Annotated in this window: 16 protein-coding genes, 2 tRNA genes and 1 other RNA gene; 9 read left to right on the top strand and 10 right to left on the bottom strand. The window is 74.3% G+C overall.

The window, feature by feature from the left end:
- Positions 1-28: 28 nt before the first annotated feature.
- The 3 genes from BXY45_RS14280 to BXY45_RS14290 are packed head-to-tail and all read right to left on the bottom strand — an operon-like array spanning position 29 to position 1,503.
- Positions 29-940 carry an MSMEG_6728 family protein gene (locus BXY45_RS14280; protein ID WP_109775188.1) on the bottom strand — a complete coding sequence of 304 codons (912 nt, stop codon included), beginning with the start codon at positions 938-940 and terminating at the stop codon, positions 29-31.
- A gap of 21 nt (positions 941-961) precedes the next feature.
- Positions 962-1,213 carry a hypothetical protein gene (locus BXY45_RS14285; protein ID WP_109775189.1) on the bottom strand — a complete coding sequence of 84 codons (252 nt, stop codon included), beginning with the start codon at positions 1,211-1,213 and terminating at the stop codon, positions 962-964.
- A complete protein-coding gene (locus BXY45_RS14290) occupies positions 1,210-1,503 on the bottom strand; it encodes a hypothetical protein (protein ID WP_109775190.1) in 294 nt (97 codons plus the stop codon). The genes BXY45_RS14285 and BXY45_RS14290 overlap by 4 nt, the downstream gene beginning before the upstream one ends.
- Positions 1,504-1,701: 198 nt before the next feature.
- Between BXY45_RS14290 and BXY45_RS14295 the strand changes: the two genes are divergently transcribed.
- Positions 1,702-2,532 (top strand): SigB/SigF/SigG family RNA polymerase sigma factor, encoded by an 831-nt coding sequence (locus tag BXY45_RS14295; protein ID WP_109775191.1) that lies wholly within the window; start codon positions 1,702-1,704, stop codon positions 2,530-2,532.
- Between the two features lie 3 nt (positions 2,533-2,535).
- On the opposite strand, the gene upp is transcribed toward BXY45_RS14295, so the two are convergent.
- Entirely contained in the window at positions 2,536-3,171 is a 636-nt protein-coding gene (gene upp, locus BXY45_RS14300) for a uracil phosphoribosyltransferase (RefSeq protein WP_109775192.1), read from the bottom strand.
- A gap of 80 nt (positions 3,172-3,251) precedes the next feature.
- Between upp and BXY45_RS14305 the strand changes: the two genes are divergently transcribed.
- The 3 genes from BXY45_RS14305 (at position 3,252) to BXY45_RS14315 (ending at position 4,328) form a co-directional block, all read left to right on the top strand.
- Positions 3,252-3,752, top strand: a complete 501-nt coding sequence (locus BXY45_RS14305; protein ID WP_170131525.1) for a tRNA adenosine deaminase-associated protein — start codon at positions 3,252-3,254, stop codon at positions 3,750-3,752.
- A 29-nt stretch (positions 3,753-3,781) separates the two neighbouring features.
- Positions 3,782-4,228, top strand: a complete 447-nt coding sequence (locus tag BXY45_RS14310; protein WP_281270600.1) for a nucleoside deaminase — start codon at positions 3,782-3,784, stop codon at positions 4,226-4,228.
- Positions 4,229-4,238: 10 nt separating this feature from the next.
- Positions 4,239-4,328: transfer RNA gene (locus tag BXY45_RS14315), tRNA-Ser, on the top strand.
- Between the two features lie 108 nt (positions 4,329-4,436).
- Here BXY45_RS14315 and BXY45_RS14320 read toward each other — a convergent pair.
- Both BXY45_RS14320 and BXY45_RS14325 read right to left on the bottom strand, forming a co-directional pair.
- Entirely contained in the window at positions 4,437-4,673 is a 237-nt protein-coding gene (locus tag BXY45_RS14320; protein WP_109775195.1) for a hypothetical protein, read from the bottom strand.
- Entirely contained in the window at positions 4,670-5,938 is a 1,269-nt protein-coding gene (locus BXY45_RS14325; RefSeq protein WP_109775196.1) for a PspC domain-containing protein, read from the bottom strand. Before BXY45_RS14325 ends, BXY45_RS14320 begins: the two co-directional genes overlap by 4 nt.
- Before the next feature lie 155 nt (positions 5,939-6,093).
- Between BXY45_RS14325 and BXY45_RS14330 the strand changes: the two genes are divergently transcribed.
- Positions 6,094-7,419, top strand: coding sequence for an ATP-binding protein (locus tag BXY45_RS14330; protein ID WP_109775197.1), 1,326 nt, complete (start codon positions 6,094-6,096; stop codon positions 7,417-7,419).
- Positions 7,416-8,093 carry a LuxR C-terminal-related transcriptional regulator gene (locus tag BXY45_RS14335; protein WP_109775198.1) on the top strand — a complete coding sequence of 226 codons (678 nt, stop codon included), beginning with the start codon at positions 7,416-7,418 and terminating at the stop codon, positions 8,091-8,093. The genes BXY45_RS14330 and BXY45_RS14335 overlap by 4 nt, the downstream gene beginning before the upstream one ends.
- On the opposite strand, the gene BXY45_RS14340 is transcribed toward BXY45_RS14335, so the two are convergent.
- The 4 genes from BXY45_RS14340 to BXY45_RS14355 all read right to left on the bottom strand — a co-directional run bounded on the left by BXY45_RS14340 (position 7,993) and on the right by BXY45_RS14355 (position 10,719).
- Positions 7,993-9,879, bottom strand: coding sequence for a putative bifunctional diguanylate cyclase/phosphodiesterase (locus BXY45_RS14340; RefSeq protein ID WP_109775199.1), 1,887 nt, complete (start codon positions 9,877-9,879; stop codon positions 7,993-7,995). The genes BXY45_RS14335 and BXY45_RS14340 overlap by 101 nt on opposite strands.
- Positions 9,880-9,972: 93 nt before the next feature.
- Entirely contained in the window at positions 9,973-10,272 is a 300-nt protein-coding gene (locus BXY45_RS14345) for a type II toxin-antitoxin system VapB family antitoxin (RefSeq protein ID WP_109775200.1), read from the bottom strand.
- 34 nt (positions 10,273-10,306) lie between these two features.
- Entirely contained in the window at positions 10,307-10,516 is a 210-nt protein-coding gene (locus tag BXY45_RS14350) for a hypothetical protein (RefSeq protein WP_211319581.1), read from the bottom strand.
- 117 nt (positions 10,517-10,633) lie between these two features.
- Positions 10,634-10,719, bottom strand: a tRNA-Ser gene (locus BXY45_RS14355).
- 93 nt (positions 10,720-10,812) lie between these two features.
- Here BXY45_RS14355 and ffs point away from each other — a divergent pair.
- From ffs to recR, 3 genes are all read left to right on the top strand, one after another.
- An RNA gene (ffs, locus tag BXY45_RS14360) (signal recognition particle sRNA small type) lies at positions 10,813-10,909 on the top strand.
- Between the two features lie 72 nt (positions 10,910-10,981).
- Positions 10,982-13,552, top strand: coding sequence for a DNA polymerase III subunit gamma and tau (locus BXY45_RS14365; RefSeq protein WP_109775202.1), 2,571 nt, complete (start codon positions 10,982-10,984; stop codon positions 13,550-13,552).
- A 91-nt stretch (positions 13,553-13,643) separates the two neighbouring features.
- The gene (gene recR, locus BXY45_RS14370; protein WP_109775203.1) at positions 13,644-14,243 is read left to right on the top strand and encodes a recombination mediator RecR; all 600 of its coding nucleotides are present in this window, start codon (positions 13,644-13,646) and stop codon (positions 14,241-14,243) included.
- The last annotated feature ends 60 nt before the right edge of the window (positions 14,244-14,303 follow it).

The following is a 14,303-nucleotide window of genomic DNA, read 5'->3' on the forward strand; positions in this document are numbered from 1 at the left end:
CCTCAGCAGCAGCCCGCGCGGACCTGAGTCACAGCGCGAGCGTGACGCGGAACAGCGACCGGGGATCCTGAAGGTCGGAGGGGCGAGCGAGAGCGGCCCGGGGAATGACGTCCAGCCACCGCACCGATCGGCGGTGCGGGACAAGCGCGGCTGTGCCGGCGAAGGCGTACTCGCCGGTCACCTCGCCCAGGAGGAGCGACCTGCCCTCGTGCACCGGCACAGCGACCTCGTCGCCCACCGCCACGTCGGCCACCAGCGACTCCAGCTGGCGCAACGCCTTGCCCGGACGGCGCTTCACGCCGGTCTGTTCGCCGCGCTCGGCGAGCAGCGTCCGCAGATCACCGGGGGAGGCGAGGTCCGCGGGGACGTCGATGCCGCTGCTGGTGTCGAGCCCGACCACGCCCTGCCCGACGAGCACGCCCAGGGTGGGCGAGTCCGCGGCGCGCACCACCCACAGGCCCCGTCCGGGCAGCGGCGGGCGAGCGGGCACGTCGTCGGGTCCCGGCCACACGTAGTCGAGGTCGGTGGGCAGGTCGGTCTCGAACAAGGGGCCGTAGTGCGCCGTGTCCTTGCGCAGCAGGTTGGAGCGATGGGCGCGGTGGAACTCTGGGCGGCCCAGCCAGCTGGGGAGCTGATCTGCGCCCGCCAGCTCCTGCTCGGTCGCGTCGGCGACCTCGGGGGCGAACTCCGCGATCTGGGAAGCGGTGGAGTCCGCGTGCCCACGCGCTGTCCATTCGTGCACGCACTGGAGGCCGTAGTGCACGAGCGCGGGCGTGCGACCGCGCCACATCACGACCACCGGGTGGCGGCTCCAGCCGTACTCGGGCAGCTCCAGGGCCCGCAACACCTGCAGTACCTCCACGCGCTGCTTGCCCAGCCGGGGACCGTCCAGGACGGCCGCGCTCTCGGCGAAGCCGGGAAAGGGGAGGAAGGTCTGCATGGAGGCGCTGCTCGAGCAGGGCTACTGAGCCCGATGCCCCTGGGGCTCCTCCTCGGCGGGCTCGCTGAGGCGCCCCGTCGCGTCCATGACCTGGTCGGTCTCGTCGGGGTCGTCGGAGACCACGCGCACCTCGTCGGGCACGGAGTTGACGCCCATGGCCGCCGCGATGTCCGCCTCGGTCACCTTCGGTAGGCCCGCGGTGGGGTCGTCGTCGGTACCCGTGCCGAGGGGGGTGGCAGCGGAGTGGCTGGACTGGCTGTCGTGGGTGCTCATCGGCTCTCCTGGCGGCTCTGGTTCTCGGCGGTGTTGGAGGTCTCCTCGAGCGGGGAGTCGATGCCGAGCTCCCTGTCGACGACGACGTGGCGGCCCTGGCTCAACTCTGCGGCGGTGTCGTCCACCCACTTCTGGGGCTGCTCGGGAAACCCGCGCTCCGCGATGAGGCGCGTCAAGGCTTCCCGCACGACGTCCACGTCGCCGCCCGCGTGCTCGGCGTGCACCTCGGAGACGATGTGCTGCAGCAGGACCTGGCGGTCGTGCTGGGCTTCTGGTGCTGGTTCCGGCATGGCTCCTGCCTATCACCGCCCCGAAGGTCCAACCACTCCTGTTGAACCACTCCTGGCTCGGCTTGCCGGGGCTCCGGGGCGGTGTTCTGCTGGTCCGCGTCCCCGCCGGTGGAGCCCGGCGGTCCGTGTCGCCGCGGGCCGCTCGCCGCAGGACGACCGCGCCCGTGCGGCGAACGACGCGAGAGCACAGGAGCCCCGATGACCGCGTCCGTCGACGGCCCCACAGCTCCCAGTGCCGAGCCCAGCAGTTTGCCCAGCCCGATCAGCCCTCGCGACCAGATCACCGAGGAGCTCCTGGCCCGGGCTCACGCCGCGGCGCCCGCGGAGCGGGCCAGGCTGCTCGACGAGGTCGTCGTCCTCAACCTCCCCGTGGCCAAGGCTCTTGCCGCGCGCTTCCGCGACCGGGGCGAGCAGCTCGACGACCTCGTCCAGGTGGCCTCGCTGGCCCTCGTCAAGGCCGCCCAGGGCTACCAGCCCGGGAAGGGCCGCGGCTTCTTGCCCTATGCGGTGCCCACCATCACCGGGGAGCTGCGACGGCACTTCCGTGACCGCCAGTGGGGGGTACGCCCGCCCCGCCGGCTGCAGGAGCTGCGTCTCTCTCTCGGAGCCGCTGCCGCCGAGCTCACCCAGAAGATCGGGCGCGCACCGACGGTGGCGCAGCTGTCGGAGCACCTCGGCGTCGACCAGGAGGAGGTCATCGAGGCGCTCGCCGCCGCGCAGGACTACCACCTGGCCTCGCTGGACGCCCCCATGGACGGCGAGGCCGACGGCACGCCCCTGGGCGCCACCCTCGGCGGCGACGACGGCGCCATCGACAGGCTCGTCGACCACGTGAGCGTGGCCCCGTTGCTCGCATCGCTGCCCGAGCGCGACCGGCGGATCCTGTCGCTGAGGTTCTTCCGCGGGTGGACGCAAAGCCAGATCGCCGCCGACATCGGCGTCACGCAGATGCAGGTCTCACGCCTGCTGGCACGCACACTGCAACGGCTGCGGACGCAGCTCGAAGATGCCGAGGCCGAAGCCGCCTGAGCGTCAGACCACCCCGTAGAGCCTGTCTCCGGCGTCGCCCAAGCCCGGGACGATGTAGCCGTTCTCGTTGAGCCGCTCGTCGATGGCGGCGGTCACCACGGTGATCGGCGCGTCGGCGCCGAACGACGACGTCACCACCTCGACGCCCTCCGGCGCCGCGAGCAGGCACACCGCGGTGACGTCGGTGGCGCCGAGCTCGAAGAGGTAGCGGATCGCGGCGACGAGCGTGCCGCCGGTGGCAAGCATGGGGTCGAGCACGTAGCACTGGCGGCCGGACAGGTCGTCCGGGAGCCGGTGGGCATACGTGCTGGCCTGCAGCGTCTCCTCGTCGCGGACCATCCCCAGGAAGCCGACCTCCGCCGTCGGCAGCAGCCGGGTCATGCCGTCGAGCATGCCCAGGCCCGCCCGCAGGATGGGCACCACGAGCGGCTTGGGGCTGGCGAGCTTCACGCCCGTGGTGGGCCCCACCGGCGTGGTGATGTCGAAGGGCTCCACCCGCGCACCGCGCGTCGCCTCGTAGGCGAGCAGCGTCACGAGCTCGTCCGCGAGCCGCCGGAACGTCGGTGAGTCGGTTCGCTCGTCGCGCAGGGCGGTGAGCTTGTGGGCCACGAGGGGGTGGTCGACGACCTGCACGCGCACGGTCCCCGACCCTACCCAGTCGCAGAGCGTCGACGGCGCGCCTCTCGCCTGGCGGGCGGCTCTGCGCCACGATGGGGCCCATGTCCTACTTCACCGCGGTCCTCACTTCCGATGGGGACGGCTGGCACTCGGTTGACCTCGACGTCGAGGACGCCGTGGACGTCGAGGAGCTCGCCGACGAGGTGCGCGCCGCCATCGACGACTCCGGCGAGACGCCCGGCCCCGTCCTCGTCGTCCTCGAGCGCGAGGACGAGTGGTTCGCGCTGGTCAGGGTCGACGGCGAGGAGCCGCGTGCCTTCGTCTCCGATCTGCCGGCCGCCTCCAGCAGCCACTACGGGGAGCTGCTCTCGGTCACCGCCGACTCGCCCGCCCCCCAGCCCGCCCCCCAGGAGGACGAGGAGGAGGACAGCGCCGCCCGTGTCGCTGCCCCCACCTGGGCCGGCGATGCCGACCTCCTCGCCGACCTCGGCCTGGCCGGTGGTGAGCTCGCGGACACCGCCGAGTCCCGCGACCCCGCCGGGGCGCTCGTGGCGGTGGGCGAGAAGATCGGCTTCGTCGATCTGCTCGAGGCGCTGCGCTGACCCTCGCGAGTCCTCGCGACGACGCCCGCCTGATCCGGCTGGCACTGGCGCAGGCGCGGTCGGCGCCGTCCATCTCCGCTGACGTGCCGATCGGCGCCGTCGTCGTCGATGCTTCGGGGCTCGTGCTTGGCGTCGGCGCCAACGAGCGTGAGGCCACGGGTGACCCGACGGCCCACGCCGAGGTCCTTGCCCTGCGCCGCGCCTCCGCCGCCACCGGCTCGTGGCGCCTCGACGGCGCGACCCTGGCGGTGACGCTGGAGCCGTGCACCATGTGCGCCGGTGCGCTCGTGCTGGCGCGGGTGGCGCGGGTGGTCTTCGGCGCGTGGGACCCCAAGGCCGGAGCAGTCGGGTCGCTGTGGGACGTGGTCCGCGACCCCCGGCTGAACCACCGCCCCGAGGTGGTCGCCGGCGTGCTGGAAGAGCCCTGCGCCACGCTGCTGAGGGGTTTCTTCGAAGACCGGCGCACGACCGGGTAGTGTCTTCAGCGGTGGCGTGTCCGAGCGGCCTAAGGAGCACGCCTCGAAAGCGTGTGAGGGTGAAAGCTCTCCGTGGGTTCAAATCCCACCGCCACCGCCACGACAACGGCGGCGCCCCATCTAGGGGCGCCGCCGTTTCGTTGTCTGCCACGCCCTGTCCGTGATCATGGGCGGTCGGCCACCTGCCGACGCCTGCACCTCCGCGGTGTCACCGGCCGCGCAGGCCGGCGGTGGCCCCGCCCACCACGAGCAAGCCGCCCAGCACGATCAGCGCCACCGCCGCGACGGCCCCCGTATCGACGTGGATGTCGGTGAGGATGCTCACACCGACCAGGACGACGACCAGCAGCGCCGCCACGCCGGTCACCAGGCTCGGGACGTGGGGGCCGCCCGGGGCCGGCTCCATCGGCTCCATCGGCTGCTCGATGGGCTGGTCTGTGCTCACGCTGCGCTCCTGACGATCTCGAGCTGGCCGATGGCGGTGCGGGCGTCCACGACGAGGCGAAGCGGCTCGGACGCGCTGCCGGTCGTCGTCGTGCTCCTTGCCGTGGAGGTGGTGCTCGTGAAGAAACCGTCACCGCGTCCGCGGGTGGTCCACCCGTCCCCGCGGGCGACCACCTGGCCGATCAGGCCGCCGGTGCGGACCTCGACGTCGGCGGCGGCGGGCACGAGCACGCGCGCGTCACCGACGCCGTGCCGCAGCTCCACCTCCACGGTGCTGCCGGTCGCTCCCGGCGCATCGGCCAGAGCCCGCAGGTCCAGTGTGGAGTCTCCGGCCCACGAGGCGAAGCCGCGCTCGGCCTGGGTGATGGTCACCGGCCGCCAGTCGACGTCGCCGACAGCGCGTATGTCCGCGGTGGGTGGCACGGTGACCGCCAGGAGCGCCGTGGTCGCACCCGCGAACGCCCAGAACCCGAGCCCGTCACCGCGCCGCCCGGCGAGGCCCGCCACGAGCAGTGCGAGCGCCACCACCGCCGTCCCCGCGCCCGCCGAGAGCGCCACGAGCTGGGGTGTCGACAGGCCTCCGGCGCCGAGGGCGGGCCAGCCGCCCAGGCCCAGCGAGCTCAGGACCTCCGGTCTCGCTGCCAGCCAGGTCGCCGTGCCGGCCAGCAGCGCCAGGCCCAGCGTCACGGCGGTCAGCCACCCCGGGACCGCGGGCCGCTGCGCCCCTCGGGGAGCTCCCAGGTTGACCCTCAGGTTGCCCGTCGGGCCCGCAGGCTGCCCGTCCGGCCGGATCCCGCCGGCAGAGGCGGGCACCAGCTTCGGCAGGAGGGTCACCGCCACGGCAAGGACGACGCCGACGACGACGAGCGCCACGACGTCGCCGCCGTTGACCACCTGGCCGTCCACCGCCCACGCCCACGGGGCGGGCACCACCGTGGCCACGGCCGCCAGGCCGAGCGCGAGGATCGCGGCTGCCGAGACCTCACCTCCCACCAGCGCCCGCGCCTCGATCCGGTCGTGGCGGTCGGGCAGCAGCAGCCAGGCGACGGCGTAGAAGACCAGACCGGCTCCGCCGATCAGCCCGACGACGACGATGACGACCCGCAGGAGCACCGGGTCGACGCCGAGGCGGTCGGCAGTGCCCGCGGCCACGCCGCCGAGCCACCGCTCGTCGGAGCGACGCAGGTCCAGGCGCAGCAGCCAGTCCCAGAACGCGGTGCGCGGCGCACCGGTCGCGGGACCCGTGGAGGTCGGCGAGGAGGTCATGGCGTCGAGCGTGCTCCGGTGGTGGCCTCGGCGGATCCGGTGTCGACCCTGACCTGACCCTGGTTCCTGCGGACCCCAGGGTCAGGGGCGGGTCCGGGGTCGGGCCAGGGTCTCTCACGGGTGACCTGTGGCGCACCAGCCGCCACGATGAGCAGGTGACCGCCGCCGCCCCCGCCGGCCCGCTGCCCGGCGCGCGCCGACCGCCTGTGCGCCGACCCTTGCATCGGCCCCTGCGCGGGCGCTGGGTCGGCGGGGTGGCTGCCGGCGCCGCGGACCACCTCCGCCTGCCCGTGGCCGTGACCCGGGTGCTGTGGCTGGCCCTGGTCGCCGCCGGCGGCGCCGGCCTCGTGGGATACGTGCTGCTGTGGGTGCTGGTGCCCGTGCAGGGCGAGCGGGCACCAGGTGAGCGTTCCCCGGGGGAATCCGGCCGCGGGTTCACCGACCTGCTCACTCGCTGGAGCCCCGCCGGCGGTGCCGGCGCCCAGCTGGTCGTGGGCGCCGTGCTGCTCGGCGCAGGGGTCCAGCTGGTCCTGCAGCGAGGCGGTCTCGACGTCCCGAGCGAGCTCCTCCCGCCGGTGTTCGCGGGGCTGGCGGGCGCGGCCGTCGCCTGGGGCTGCCTCGCCCCGCAGACCCGCACCGCGCTGCTCGACCAGGTCGGCGGAGGCACCCCCGACGGCACCCGTCGTGTGGCGCTGGGCATGGCGCTGGTCGCTGCGGGGCTCGTCCTCCTGGCTTTCGGCGGCGGGCAGGCACAGGCGCTCGGACCTGCCGCCGTGGCCGCGCTCGCGGTGCTCGTCGGCGTGGCGCTCGTGGTGGCTCCCTGGGTGCTGCGGCTCGTGCGCGATCTCGCCGCCGAGCGCACCGCCCGCCTGCGGGAAGCCGAGCGCGCCGAGGTGGCCGCTCACCTGCACGACTCCGTACTGCAGACGCTGTCGCTGCTACAGCGCCACAGCAACGACCCGGCCACCGTCGCCCTCCTGGCGCGACGCCAGGAGCGCGAGCTGCGCGACTGGCTCTACGGCGGATCTTCTCGCCCGGGCGTGGAGACCGGGGCCAGCCTGGCCGACCGGGTGCGCGGTGAGGCCGCCGACGTGGAGGACGCCGTCGGCGTGCCCGTCGAGGTGGTGGTGGTGGGTGACCGGCCGGTCGGTCGCTCGGAGGAGGCTCTGGTGGCCGCGCTGCGCGAGGCGGTGCTCAACGCCGTCCGCCACGGGCGCCCGCCCGTCCAGGTCTATCTCGAGGCGGGCCCCGACGGCGCCGAGGCCTTCGTGCGCGACCACGGCGACGGCTTCGACGTGACCGCTGTCCCCGCCGACCGTCGCGGCGTCCGCGATTCGGTGCTCGGCAGGATGGCCCGCGTGGGTGGCTCGGCGCACGTGGGCCCGGCCCCCGGCGGCGGCACCGAGGTGTCGCTCCGTACGGGCGCCGGTCCAGGCCCAGGCGCCGGTCCAGACGTCGAGCAGGACGGCGGTGCGCGGTGAGCTCGCTGCGGGTGCTGCTCGTCGACGACCACGCGCTCGTGCGCTCGGGCGTGCGCGCCCTGCTCCCGCCGGACCTGCTCGTGGTGGGGGAAGCCGACGACGTCGGCTCGGCGGTCGAGTCCGTCCAGCGCCTGGCGCCCGACGTCGTCCTGCTCGACGTCCACCTGCCGGGCGGCGATGCCCCCGGGGTGGCAGGCGGCGCCGAGGTGCTGCGTCGCTGCTCCGGGGTGTTGCATCCCGACGGTCGGCCGGTGCGCTTCCTGGCGCTGAGCGTCTCCGACGCCGCGGAGGACGTCATCGCCGTCGTGAGGGCCGGGGCGCGCGGTTACGTCACCAAGTCCGTCGACGCCGCGGCGCTGGCCGATGCCGTCCGCCGTGTCGCCGAGGGCGACGCCGTCTTCTCCCCGCGCTTGGCGGGCTTCGTGCTGGACGCCTTCGGCGCGGCCGCCGGTGGCGACATCGCGACGACCGACGCCGAGCTCGACAGGCTGTCGGCCCGCGAGCGCGAGGTGATGCGCCTCATCGCGCGCGGGTACGCCTACAAGGACGTCGCGAAGATGCTGTTCATCTCCGTCAAGACGGTGGAGACCCACGTCTCGGCGGTGCTGCGCAAGCTGCAGCTGTCCAACCGTCACGAGCTGACACGCTGGGCGAGCGACCGACGCCTGCTGTGACGCCGTCCGGCGCCGGGTCCGACCAGAGCGCGGGCACGTCGTCGGGGTGGAGTGGTGGACTGACGACGCTGCCCTGTACGAGCAGGGTGCGGCCCGGGGCCAGCCCGCGCAGCAGCGCGAGGTGGACGGCGCCCTCAGCCCCCTCGGCCGTGACCGGCACCCCCAGCCCGTGACCGAGCTCCACCAGGGTGCGGACGACGACGGCGGACCGCTCGTCCACGGGCGCCCGCTCCACGAAGCGGCGGTCGATCTTGAGGCCGTCGACATGCAGCTCCGACAGGTGGCTCAGGCCAGCCGCACCGCTGCCGACGTCGTCAAGGGTCAGCGCCACGCCGAGCGCGCGCAGCGCCTCCAGCGTGGGCGCTGCTGCCCTCACGTGCGCGGCGGTGGCCACCTCCGGCAGTTCCAGGCGGAGCGTGCGGGCCCGCACACCTGCGCGCTCGAGCTCCCGGGCGACCACGGCCGGCAGGTCGGGCATGAGGAGGCCCGCCACCGTGAGGTTGACGTTGAGGTGGGCGGGCGCAGCCGGCCCGTGCTCGGCCTCCCACCGGGCCTGCTGGGCGAGCGCGGTGCGCAAGACGTGCACGTCGAGCTCGGCCGAGAAGCCGGCGGCGGCGGCGTCGTCGAGGAAGTCGCCCGGGGCCAGCAGGCCGCGCAACGGGTGCCGCCACCGCACGAGGGCTTCCAGGCTGCGCAGCCGCCCGGTGACGACCTCCACGATCGGCTGGTAGTGCACCTCCAGCTCGCCGCGCTCGGCGGCCGCGTGGAAGGCGCGGTGGTCCGGTGCGGGGGGAGTCGCGCCGCTGCACCAGGAGGCGTCGACCACCTCCGAGCGTCGTCCACCGGACTGCTTGGCGCGGTACATGGCCAGGTCGGCCTCGTGCAGCAGGGCGCTCGGCTCTGCCGGTAACGCCGTGCACATCGCCACCCCGACGCTCGCCCGGCCTGGTAGCAGACGTCCGCCCAGGTCGTGCGGCCGACTGAGTTCCGCCTGCAGAAGGATCGCCAGGTGCTGGGCGTCGGCCGGTCCGGCGCCCGGGAGCAGGACGGCGAACTCGTCGCCTCCCAGCCGCGCGACGACGCCGTCGGGGCCCCCGCAGGCGCGGAGCCGCTCGGCGGTGCGGCGCAGGAGCTGGTCACCCGTGACGTGGCCGGAGGAGTCGTTGACGGCCTTGAAGTCGTCGAGGTCGACGAAGGCGACCACCACGCTGCCCGGACCCGCGCACACCTCCCCGAGGCGCCGCATGAAGTGGGCACGGTTCGCCAGGCCGGTGAGCTGATCGGTGAGTGCTTCGACGGCCAGTTGCGCGGACAGGGCCCGGAAGACCTGCTCGGCCTCCAGCAGCCGCAGCGTCCCGTCGGGCCGTCGGACGAGGAGCTCGGAGAACCGCTGAGCGCGTTCGCGCGCCAGCAGCAGCTCGGCGGCCCGAGGCACCGACGTGTCAGCGTCGAGTACGAGTACGTCGTGCTCGGCGAGGGTGGCGATGGGACGGCGCCCGTGCAGGGAGCGTCCGTACCCGTAGCGCCCGCTCATCGCGCTGAGGAAGGCGCCGCGCGACACCAGGCCGAGCGTCCGCGGGTGCCCAGCGTCGTCGTCGTGATCGTCCTCGCCAGCGTGGTCGTCGTCGCCGATCACGGCCAGGCACAGCAGGTCGGGGTCGCTGCGGAAAGCCGCGTCCACCTGCCAGCACGCAGTGCTGCCGGAGACCCTTCTCAGCGGCACGGACAGCTCGTCCACGCAGCGCGTCAATGTGGTCTCGAGCAGGGCGCGCGGCACCTCGCTCACGCGCGACTCCCCGGGGACACGAGGCAGCAGTCTGGCAGCGCACGAGACCCTCTAGCGACCAGCGACGGCCCTTCGCGCCGTCTCCATCGGCTGTCAGTCGGGGATGACGAGCACCCTGGCGTGCAGCATGGTCCGCTGCTGCAGGGCCGCACGCAGCGCGCGGTGGAGACCGTCCTCGAGGTAGAGGCTGCCGCGCCACCGCACCACGTGGGCGAACAGGTCTCCGTAGAACGTCGAGTCCTCCGAGAGGAGGCTGCCCAGGTCGAGGGTGCGCTTGGTGGTCACCAGCTCGTCGAGGCGGACCTGCCGCGGAGGGACCTCCGCCCACTGCCGAGGGGTGTCGACGCCGTGGTCCGGGTAGGGCCGCGAGTCTCCGACGCGAGCGAAGATCACCTGGACAATCCTAGGCGGGATGGTCCGGCACTCGTCAGGCGACGACGGCGAGGCGCGGCCGGCGAACCACGGGCCTCGGCGGCCCCGCCACGATCAACGCCCCGGAACACGTGGTGCACACCAGCTCCGGGCACAGCTCGCCATGACCGTCGGAGCACGGCGGCACCTCGAACTCCCGGCGCTGCGCGCACCACGGGCAGTCACGCTCCTCCAGCACGGCGACCTCCTCCTGTCGGGCCGCCACGGCGGCGCCGCTACGACGACGGGAGCACCGTCCCAGGAGGGTCTGACAGTCCGGATGCAGCGCCCATGCGCCCATGCAGAAGGGCCCGGACGGTGTCGACCGTCCGGGCCCCGAGGGCGGAGGATGCGGGATTTGAACCCGCGAGGGCTGTTAACCCAACCCGCGTTCCAGGCGAGCGCCATAGGCCACTAGGCGAATCCTCCGTGAACGACGATACCGGACGGGTGAGCCGTCCGTGAGCAGTCCACGCCGCTCGCGGGGCGCGCGGCGCCGCCGACGGGTCGCGCTACAGTGGTCGCGGCCCCTCGTGCGGCGCCATCCTGCTGAACCCCCCCAGGGCCGGAAGGCAGCAAGGGCAGGTGGGCTCTGGCGGGTGCGCGAGGGGTCCTTCCCCGTCCGGCCCCGCTGTCCACAGGCGTCGCAGCGGAGGCCCCGGCTGTCGGAACCCGGCGGGAGGATGCTGACGTGGCTACCGCCCTGTATCGCCGCTACCGGCCCGACACCTTCGCCGAGGTCATCGGTCAGGAGCACGTCACCGACCCGCTGCGCGCCGCTCTGCGCTCCGGCAGGGTCGGTCAGGCGTACCTCTTCTCGGGGCCGCGCGGCTGCGGCAAGACGACGTCGGCGCGCATCCTCGCGCGCTGCCTCAACTGCGCCGAGGGCCCCACCGACACCCCCTGCGGCCGCTGCGATAGCTGCGTGGAACTTGCCCGCGCCGGCCCGGGCAGTCTCGACGTCGTCGAGATCGACGCAGCCAGTCACGGCGGCGTCGACGACGCGCGCGAGCTGCGCGAACGCGCCACCTTCGCCCCGGCGCGAGACCGGCAGAAGGTCTTCATCATCGACGAGGCGCACATGGTGACGCCGCAGGGCTTCAACGCCCTGCTGAAGATCGTCGAGGAGCCGCCGCCCCACATCGCCTTCATCTTCGCCACCACCGAGCCTGACAAGGTGCTCGGCACCATCCGCTCGCGCACGCACCACTACCCGTTCCGTCTCGTCCCGCCCCCTGTGCTGCAGGCGCACCTCCAGCAGGTCTGCGACGCCGAGGGCGTGCGCGTGGGACAGGGCGTGCTGCCGCTCGTCGTGCGCGCCGGCGCAGGGTCGGTGCGCGACTCGCTGTCCGTGCTCGACCAGCTCGCCGCGGGCGCCGGCGACGAGGGCATCGACTACGAGCACGCCGTGGCGCTGCTCGGCTACACACACGCGACCCTCCTGGACGACGTGACCGCCGCCTTCGCCGCTGGCGACGGCGCAGGCGTCTTCCAGGTGGTCGACAGGGTGATCTCCTCCGGACAAGACCCGCGCCGCTTCGTCGATGACCTGCTCCAGCGCCTGCGCGACCTCGTCGTCGTCCAGGCGGTGGGGGAGCGCGCCGGTCAGGTCTTCCCCGGTGTCCCGTCCGACCAGCTGGAGCGGATGGCCCTGCAAGCGGCCAGCTTCGGCGCGGCCCAGCTCTCGCGAGCGGCCGATCTGGCCAACACCGCCGCGACGGAGATGACCGGGGCGACGTCGCCGCGGCTGCACCTGGAGCTGCTCTGCGCGCGGATGCTCCTTCCAGCCGCGGACGACGGCGAGCGCGGCCTCGCGGCCCGCCTCGACCGCGTCGAGCGGCGCCTCGCCGTGCCCGGCGGGGTGCCGGCCGCGGGAGTCGGCTCCACCGTCGAGCACGAGGGAGCGGCTCAGGCGCTGCGTGCCGTTTCTGAGGACCTGCCCGCCTCGGCCCCGCGGGAAGACGGCGAGGCCCGCGGCGCCCGGCAGGTGCGCGAGGTCATGGCTCGCCGCCGCGAGGGCGGCGTCCCGGCCACAGGCACAGGCGACATGTCGGAGCCCCGGGAGTTCGGGGAGCCGCGGGAGATCCGTGACGTCCCCGAAGCGGAATCCCCGCAGCCGGAGCGCCGCGAGTTGGGACCCCACGAGCCGGCAGCCACCACCCCGGTCGCCACCCCGGTCCCTGTGGCGCCCGACCCCGTCGGGTCGGTGCCCACCGGTGCTCCCGCCGGGCCTCACTCCACCGAGGCGGTGCGCCGCATGTGGCCCGAGGTGCTCGACCACCTCGCCACCGTCAAGCGGCGCACGTGGACCCGCGTCAGCCAGGACGCCCAGGTCGTCCACGTCGACGACCAGCGCGTCGTCCTGGGGTTCGCGCGTCCCAACACCCTCCAGGCGTTCAGCATCGGCCCCCACGCCGACTTCGTCCGCGAAGCGCTGATCGCCGTCATCGGCCTCGACCGGCAGGTCGTCGCCGTCAACGCCGGCGCTCCCGTGCCGGGCGCGCCGGCCTCGTCGCCGACCGGCCGCGCCGCCGCGCCCGCCGTTCCGCCGGCTCCTGTCGCTCGCGACACGCAGGAGGGCCAGCCGCCTCCGCAGCGTCCCGCAGCCGAGCCCACGCGTCGAGAGCCTCCGCGGGAGGAGCCTGCCCGCGGCTCAGCGCCGACCGCACGACCGTCCGCCGCACGCCCTCCGGCCTCACGCCCACCGCTGACGGCGCCCGGCCCCCGTCAGCGCAGCGCGACCCCGCCGCCGTGGGAAGACATCCCCCCGCCGGAGCCCCCTGACGACAGCGAGCCTCCGCCGCCGGAGTACGACGACCCCTGGGCCGACCCGGCGCAGCTCTCGCGTCAGCGCCCTGCGCCGCCGTCTTCGGACCCAGCGCCGACCGCGAGCGCGCCGTCGTCCCCACCCGTCGCGGCTGTGGTCGCTGCAGTTGCGTCGCCGCAGCCCCCGGCCCCCAGCGCACCGACCACCGCACCGACCACCGCACCGACCACCGCGCAGCCCACCGCACCGTCACCGCGCCCGGCCGTTCCCGGCCGGCCGCTCAGCGGTGCTGAGCTGGCGCGCTCGGCCATGAGGTCGGCTGCGGGCGGTGGCGAGGGGGTTGCGAGCAACCGCCCTGTCGTGCAGGCGCCGGTCAGCTCTGACGACGAGCCGAGCCGCGACGACCCGGACGCCGAGGGCTCCGGCCAGGTGGGGCTGCCCGTGGTGCAGCGCCTGCTCGGTGGCCGGGTGCTCTCGATCGACGAGCGTCGCTGACACCAGCTGCGCATCGCCCGCCCATCACAGGGTCCACGCCGCCCGTGCCGACCGCGCCCGCGCGGTCGGTCGTGGCACGTAGGCTCGACGCGTGTACGAGGGCGCAGTCCAGGACCTCATCGACGAGCTCGGTCGGCTCCCCGGTGTGGGTCCCAAGAGCGCCCAGCGGCTGGCGTTCCACCTGCTCGCCGCCGATGAGGACGAGGTGGCCCGGCTCGTCTCAGCGTTGACCGAGGTGAAGCGGCGGGTGCGGTTCTGCGCGACGTGCGGCAACGTCGCGCAGGAGGAGCAGTGCCGCATCTGCCTCGACCCGCGGCGAGACACCACCGTGCTGTGCGTGGTGGAGGAGCCGAAGGACGTCGTCGCCATCGAGCGCACGCGCGAGTTCCGCGGTCGCTACCACGTGCTGGGTGGGGCGATCAGTCCCATCGAGGGGGTCGGGCCTGACGACCTGCGCGTGCGTGAGCTGCTGACGAGGCTCGCGTCGGGCGAGGTCACCGAGGTGATCCTCGCCACGGACCCGAACCTCGAGGGCGAGGCGACCGCCACCTACCTCGCGCGGATGCTCAAGCCGATGGGGCTGCGCACCACGCGTCTGGCGTCGGGTCTGCCCGTGGGCGGTGACCTGGAGTACGCCGACGAGGTCACCCTCGGTCGCGCCTTCGAGGGTCGCCGCCTCCTCGACGTCTGACGCGGCCCGGGAACGCGCCGAGGGGCGCCCCGCCGTGGCGGGGCGCCCCTCGGGGGAGTG

Source organism: Quadrisphaera granulorum (assembly GCF_003149145.1).
GTDB classification, from domain to species: Bacteria; Actinomycetota; Actinomycetes; order Actinomycetales; family Quadrisphaeraceae; genus Quadrisphaera; species Quadrisphaera granulorum.